Origin of the sequence: Nocardioides sp. (assembly GCF_036401255.1) — a bacterium.
Taxonomy (GTDB): domain Bacteria; phylum Actinomycetota; class Actinomycetes; order Propionibacteriales; family Nocardioidaceae; genus Nocardioides.
In genome coordinates, this window is the sequence record NZ_DASWVI010000027.1 from 1 (window position 1) to 6,600 (window position 6,600).

General features: G+C 72.4%; 7 protein-coding genes. 2 read left to right on the forward strand and 5 right to left on the reverse strand.

Annotated elements, in window-relative coordinates; translation table 11 throughout:
• Window positions 1–264: 264 nt before the first annotated feature.
• Both VGD85_RS01120 and VGD85_RS01125 read right to left on the reverse strand, forming a co-directional pair.
• Window positions 265–1,179: a hypothetical protein gene (locus VGD85_RS01120; RefSeq protein ID WP_331061610.1), complete on the reverse strand. Its 915-nt coding sequence runs from the start codon at window positions 1,177–1,179 to the stop codon at window positions 265–267.
• Window positions 1,176–2,273, reverse strand: coding sequence for a sulfotransferase family protein (locus VGD85_RS01125; RefSeq protein ID WP_331061611.1), 1,098 nt, complete (start codon window positions 2,271–2,273; stop codon window positions 1,176–1,178). Before VGD85_RS01125 ends, VGD85_RS01120 begins: the two co-directional genes overlap by 4 nt.
• A gap of 94 nt (window positions 2,274–2,367) precedes the next feature.
• Between VGD85_RS01125 and VGD85_RS01130 the strand changes: the two genes are divergently transcribed.
• Window positions 2,368–3,471, forward strand: a complete 1,104-nt coding sequence (locus VGD85_RS01130; protein ID WP_331061612.1) for a glycosyltransferase family 2 protein — start codon at window positions 2,368–2,370, stop codon at window positions 3,469–3,471.
• A 3-nt stretch (window positions 3,472–3,474) separates the two neighbouring features.
• Here VGD85_RS01130 and VGD85_RS01135 read toward each other — a convergent pair whose 3' ends face one another.
• The 3 genes from VGD85_RS01135 to VGD85_RS01145 all read right to left on the reverse strand — a co-directional run bounded on the left by VGD85_RS01135 (window position 3,475) and on the right by VGD85_RS01145 (window position 5,965).
• Window positions 3,475–4,425 carry an ABC transporter substrate-binding protein gene (locus VGD85_RS01135; RefSeq protein ID WP_331061613.1) on the reverse strand — a complete coding sequence of 317 codons (951 nt, stop codon included), beginning with the start codon at window positions 4,423–4,425 and terminating at the stop codon, window positions 3,475–3,477.
• 74 nt (window positions 4,426–4,499) lie between these two features.
• Window positions 4,500–5,261: an ABC transporter permease gene (locus tag VGD85_RS01140; protein ID WP_331061614.1), complete on the reverse strand. Its 762-nt coding sequence runs from the start codon at window positions 5,259–5,261 to the stop codon at window positions 4,500–4,502.
• On the reverse strand, window positions 5,258–5,965 hold the full coding sequence (locus VGD85_RS01145) for an ABC transporter permease (RefSeq protein WP_331061615.1): 708 nt from the start codon (window positions 5,963–5,965) through the stop codon (window positions 5,258–5,260). Before VGD85_RS01145 ends, VGD85_RS01140 begins: the two co-directional genes overlap by 4 nt.
• A 36-nt stretch (window positions 5,966–6,001) precedes the next feature.
• On the opposite strand from VGD85_RS01145, the gene VGD85_RS01150 reads away from it, so the two are divergent.
• The coding region (locus VGD85_RS01150) for an ABC transporter ATP-binding protein (RefSeq protein ID WP_414690738.1) at window positions 6,002–6,600 on the forward strand (599 nt) is incomplete at its 3' end.

Here is a 6,600-nt window from a genome sequence, read left to right on the forward strand (position 1 = left end):
TGGGTCTCCGCCAGCCGCGCGAACACCGGCTCGAGCTCGGCGGCGGTCTCCGCCACCCGGTCCGCGGGCACGCCGACGGCCGCGGCGGCGCCCGGTGCGCCGGCCCCGCGGAAGCGCTGGAGGAAACCTCTGGTTCGTGGCATCGGGCCCCCTGTCCCCGCGTCCACCTTCGAACCTACGGGCGCCCGGCGCGAGCCAGGCAGAGCCGAAGGGTGCCCACCGGCCGGGACGTTGGTCCACCGCCCGGGGCGAGGCGGTGGGGGTCTACCCGACGTCGAGGGGCCGCGGGGCGCGCGGGAGCCAGTCGTGGGTGACGTGGTCGACGATGTGCACGCCGGCCGGGGCGGTGATCTCGTGGACGCCGGCCGGCACCCGGCCCTCCTTGAGCGCGTGGAAGACCTCCCACTCGCGGCGCTTGCGGCGGTTGCGGAAGCTGGTCGCGAACGACGCCGGGTCGGTCCAGTGGGCGAACTCCTCGCCGTCGAGGTACTTCAGCTCCACGCACAGGCCCTGGGGCAGCGCGATCGAGCGGACGTCGACCGGCGTCGTGCGGATCTCCCACTCGAAGGCCTTGGTGTAGACGAAGTCGGGGCCGATCGGGAAGCCCCACTCCTCGGCGTTGCGGAAGCCGAGGTCGAGGTAGCCCTTCGACCCGCTCTCCAGGTACAGCCCGTGCCGCGGCACCCGCACGATCGACTGGACGTCGCCCACCTGCCAGCCGAGGTCGGCCATCGAGACCTCGCCCTCGGTGGTCAGCACCATGTCGCCGTCCCACTTCCAGGAGTAGCGCGTGGTGACCTGGGAGAAGCACCAGTTGTAGAAGTACGACAGCGAGTGGACCGACAGCTCGTGCTGGGCCAGGTGCTCGGCGCCGGCGCGCGCGACCGAGAAGGGGTACGACGCGACCGTCAGCTTGTCCGCCCGGCCGGCGCGCTCGGCGGTGGCCCGGGCGACGTCCGGCGTGCCGTCCTCGGAGCCGTTGTCGACCAGCAACACGTTGTCGCACGCCCGGAGCAGCGGGGGCAGCACGAACGGCAGCGACGGTGCCTCGTTCTTCACCCGCAGCACCGCGGTCGACCCCGGGCGCAGGCCCCCCGGCCGCAGCCACGGCCAGGTGATGTCGAAGTCGGTGTGGCCCTCCAGGTTCGCCAGCCCGGTGGCGCCGAGGTGAGCGGTCACCGGCTTCGGCCCATGGCCTTGCGCAGTCCGCGCCGCACCGGCGCGGGGATCGCGGCGCGCACCCCGTGCGGGATCTTGTGCGCCGGGTCGGCCGGCGCCGGGCCGCGCCGCTGGCCGCCGCCCTTGAGCTGGCGGCGCACCCGCTGCTCGGCCGCGACCACCGAGGAGCGGGAGATCGCCTCCGCCTCCTCGTAGAGCTCGACGTAGCCCTCGCGGAGCTGGTCGAGGGCCTGGTGCACCTGCGGCGTGTCCCCGCCCGGGTCGGCGAGCTTGTTCAGCTCGGCCCACGTCTCGGCGGTCAGCTCGTGCAGCCGCGGCGGGAGGCCCAGGTCCTCGAGGGTCTGGTTCATCCGGCGCAGGCTCGGGTCGACGAAGCGGTGGCCCTCGCGGATCGCCTCGCTCTTGGCGTGCATCACGTGCTGGAGGCCGAGCTGCTCGCCGGCCTGCATGATGATCCGGGTCCAGTCGTCGAGGAGGTCGGCGTACCGGACGAAGATCCGCCCGCCGTCGGCGACCGACTCGCGGGTGGCGCGCTCGGTGTGCAGCAGCATGTTCAGCCAGGACGCCGCAAGGTGGGCGGAGCCCGCCCGGTTGTTGTAGTAGGTCTGCTTGCTGCCGACGACCTCGGCCGGCGGGCGCAGCATCGTCGCGAACACCGGGGTGGCGCCGGTGCGCAGGGCCGCGACCCGCCACAGCGAGAGGAACCAGCTCAGCCGCGGGTCCTTGACGACCAGCTCGGTGCAGACGTCGAAGTGACCGTTCAGCCAGTCGGCGGTGGTGATCCGCTCCTGCTCGCGGGTGGAGACCCGTCCGGTCTCGAACCAGGCGTCCGGGCGCGCGTCGCTGACCTGGACGCCCGCCTCCTTGAGCAGCCGGTCGTGGTGCGCGACCACCCAGGCGGGCTCGCCGAACCCCTTGGGGTTGGTCTCGTCGGGCGTGACCTCGGGCTTGGGGACGTGCAGGCCCATGATCTGCATCAGGCCGGCCATCGTGCTCGTGCCGCTGCGGCCGGCACCCGCCACGAACAGGACCTTGCGGGGGTAGTCGCGGGGGTCGACGTCGCTCGGATCGGCAGGCACGGGCTGGTCACTCACGAACAGGGAGCCTAACGGTTCGGCCGCGTCCCTCCCGAGCCGGCGGCCGTTGCCGGACCCACCCCCACCAGTCCCTCACCAGTAGCGTGAGGCCATGAGGTTCGGGCGGCGAGCGCCGTTGGTCAGCGTGGTCGTCCCGGTCTTCGACGTCGCCGGCTACCTGCCCGAGGCCCTCGACAGCATCCTGGGACAGTCGCACCGCAACCTCGAGGTGGTCGTCGTCGACGACGGCTCGACCGACGACTCGGGACGGATCGCGGACGGGTACGCCGACCGCGACCCCCGCGTCCGGGTCGTGCACACCGACAACCACGGCCTCGGCGCCGCCCGCAACGAGGGCATCCGGCACGCCACCGGCGAGCTGCTGACGTTCGCGGACTCCGACGACGTGGTCCCGCCGGGCGCCTACGCGGCGCTCGTGCGCCAGCTGGGCCGCACCGGGGCGGACTTCGTGACCGGATCGGTGGCCCGCTGGGAGGGCGACCGGCTCGAGGAGCTGCCCTGGATGCGCCGGCTGCACCGGCCGCGCGCGGCGTACGTCATCGAGCAGCACCCCGAGATCCTCGGCGACGTGTTCGCGTGGAACAAGCTGTTCCGCCGCTCGTTCTGGGACGAGGCCGAGCTGGCCTGGCCGGAGGGCATCCGCTACGAGGATCAGCCCGCGACCACCCGCGCCTACGTCGCCGCGCGCCGGTTCGGGGTCGTGCCGGACGTCGTCTACCACTGGCGGATCCGCCACGACGGCACCTCGATCACCCAGCAGCGCTCGTCGGTGGCGGACCTGCGCGATCGGTGGACGACCAAACGGATGTCGCTGGCGACCGTGCGCGGCTTCGACTCGGACCAGGTCACCCGGGTGTTCGTCGACCGGGTGCTGGCCGGCGACATGCCGCGCTACTTCACGGTGATCCCCGGCTGCTCCGACGAGTGGTGGGACCTGCTGGTGGCCGGGGTCCGGGAGTTCTGGGGCGAGCGGACGCTGGCCGGCTCGGGCCTGCCGCCCGTGCACCGCCTCGCCGGCTGGCTGGTCGGCCAGGACCGCCGGGCCGACGCCGAGCTCGTGATGCGGTACGCCGCCGAGCGCGGCGGTCCGGTGCCGCGGGTGCCCGCCGCGCAGGGGCTGCGGATCGACGTGCCGGGCCTGGACCCGGCCACCGTCGACCCGGCAGCCCTCGCGCTGCGGGACTCCGAGGTCTAGCTTTCAGACGAGGCCCTGGTCGGAGAGGAACTGGTCGGCGACGTCCTCCGGCGTCTCGCGGTCGACGGTCACCTGGGCGATCAGCCCGCCGAGCGTGTCGTTGTCGAGCGCGGCCATCAGGTCGTCGAGCAGCTGCTCCACGTCGGGGTGCTCGGCGAGGAAGTCCTCGGACACCAGCGGGATGAGGTTCTGCGCGGGCTGGATGCCCTTGTCGTCCTCGAGCAGCACCAGGCCCTGGTCGGCGAGCGTGCCGTCGAGCGTGCCGGTCTGGCCGAGCTGAGCCTCGCCGTCGAGCACCGCCTTGTAGGTCTGCGGCGAGGCGTAGCCGAGCGGCAACAGCTCGGTGATGTCGATGCCGTAGACGCTCTTCAGGCCGGCCTCGCAGTCGGCGCGGCCCGCGCAGTCCTCGGCGGCCGCCAGCACGACCGACTTGCCCTCGAGGTCGGACAGCTTGGTGACGCCCTCGGAGTCGCTGAAGTCCTGGGTGACGAAGTAGGCGTTCTGCGAGGTCGCCGCGGACGGGTCGAGCAGCTTCAGGCCCTTGTCGGCCAGCAGCGGCGTCACCGCGTCGATGGACTCCTGGGTGTCGTTGGTCGTGATGGACGGGGCGTCCTCGCCGTTGACGGTGGTGTTCATGAAGTCGGCGATGCCGCCGACGTACTCGGGGGCGATCTGGATGGCGTCGGGCATCTGGTTGACGTAGATGTCGCGACGGCCGACGAGCTTGGTGGTGACGTCGTAGCCGGCGTGCTCGAGCACGCCGGCGTACATCGCGGTCACGAGGGCGGCCTCGTCGAAGTTCTGGCTGCCGATCGTGACCGATCCGCCGCCGGAGGCCGAGGGCGTGGTCGACGGGTCGGCGGACTTGTCGCTGTCGAGGTCGTCGTCGGCGCAGCCCGCCAGCGCGAGGAGCGCGACGGAGATCAGGGCTGCTGCGGCACTGCGTGTCTTCATGGGGTCCACCTTCTGTGTCCCGCGAGCGGTGCTCGCGCGTGTCCGGTGCGGCGGGCCGGCGAGCGCCCGCAGCCTCAGCGGTCGAGTGGTTCGACCGCCGTGCCCAACCTAGGCGGACCCGCCGACATTCCGCGCTCACGATTTCGCAACGGTCCGCGGCCGGGCCGCACCGCCCGCTGCACCAGCGCCATCGTCCCCTCCAGCCCCAGCGCCACCACGGCGACCACCACGGCCCCGGCGATGCCCTTGCCGTAGTAGTTGGCCGCGAAGCCGTCGGTGATCACCCGCCCCAGCCCCGGCCCAGCGACCAGGGCGGCGATCGTGGCCGTGGCCCACACCTGCACCAGCGCCAACCGGACGCCCGAGACGACCAGCGGCAGCGCGATCGGGAGCTCCACGCGGGTGAATCTCTGCCAGCCGGTCATGCCCATCCCGTCGGCCACCTGCGTGAGCTCGGCCGGCACCTCCCGGACCGCGACGTAGGCGTTGGTGATGATCGCCGGCAGCGCGAAGAGGGCGAGCGCGAGCAGCGTCGCCAGGCCGGCCCGGCCGTACGGACCGAGGTGCGCCGTCCCCGGCCAGTCGGCGACCACGAACACCGCGAGCAGGGCGAACGTCGGGACCGCGCGGCCGACGTTGGAGATGTTGATCGCGAGGAAGCCGCCGCGCCCGAGGTGGCCGAGCCACAGCGCCAGCGGCAGCCCGACCGCCGCCGCGATGCCCAGCGCGGTGATGCTGAGCAGCAGCTGCTGAACCAGCAGGTGGAGCATGCCGTCGGACCCGCTCCAGTTGGACCCGTCGAGCAGGTAGTCCCAGGTGTCCGCGAACGTGTTCACAGCCGCACCCCCCGGGTCCACGGGGTCAGGAGGTACTGCCCCAGCACGATGAGGGCGTCGAGCGCCAGGGCCAGCAGCACGCAGATCACCGACGCGGTGAACAGCTCGGCACGGAAGTTGCGGGCGACCCCGTGCTGGATCAGGTTGCCGAGGCCGCCGTACGACACCAGCACCCCCACCGTGGTCAGCGCGACGGTCGACACCGACGCCACGCGCAGCCCGGCGGCGAAGACCGGCAGCCCGAGCGGCAGCTCGACGAGGAACAGCATCCGGGTCGGGCCGTAGCCGAGGCCAGTCGCGGACTCGCGGACCTCCTCGGGCACCGAGCGGAGGCCGTCGAGCATCGCGCGCACGAGGATCGTCAACGCATACAGGGCCAGGCCGAGCACGACCGTGGTCTCCGTCAGGCCCGTGAACGGGAGGAACAGCGGGAACAGCGCGAGCGAGGGGATCGTGTAGATGCCGGTGCTGACCCCCAGCACGCTCGACTCGAGGCGAGGGAACCGGCGCGCGACCAGCGCCAGGGGGAACGCGATCGCCATCGCCAGGAGGAGGGCGAGGACGGTGATCTCGACGTGCTGCTGGGTCGCGTCGACGATGTCCTGCTGGCGGTCCACGACGTACTGCCAGCAGACCCACCGGTTCTCGGTCGTCGAGTAGCAGCTCGGTCCGTCGGCCGCCGCTGCGGCCCCGAGTAGGGTCACCGCATGGACGCTACCGGGTCGGCGGGAGCCCAGCCCATGATCAGGCTCACGGGTGTCGGCAAGACCTACGACGACGGCACCGTCGCCGTCCACGAGCTCGACCTCGACGTCGGCCGCGGTGAGCTCGTCTGCCTGGTCGGTCCGTCGGGCTGCGGCAAGTCCACCACGCTGAAGATGATCAACCGGCTGATCGAGCCGACGACCGGCACGATCGAGATCGACGGCCAGGACGTCACCCGGTCCGACCCGGTCCAGCTGCGCCGCGGGATCGGCTACGTCATCCAGCAGGTCGGGCTGTTCCCGCACCAGCGGATCGCGGCCAACGTGATGACGGTCCCGCGCCTGTACGGCGAGTCCCGCAAGGTCGCCCGCCAGCGCGCCGACGAGCTCCTCGAGCTCGTGGGCCTCGACCCGGCGACGTACGCCGACCGCTACCCCCACCAGCTGTCCGGCGGGCAGCGTCAACGCGTGGGCGTGGCGCGTGCGCTCGCCGCGAAGCCCCCGCTGCTGCTGATGGACGAGCCGTTCGGCGCGGTGGATCCGCTCGTGCGGCTGCGGTTGCAGGACGAGTTCCTCCGGCTGCAGCGCGACCTCGGGGTGACGGTCGTGTTCGTGACCCACGACATCGACGAGGC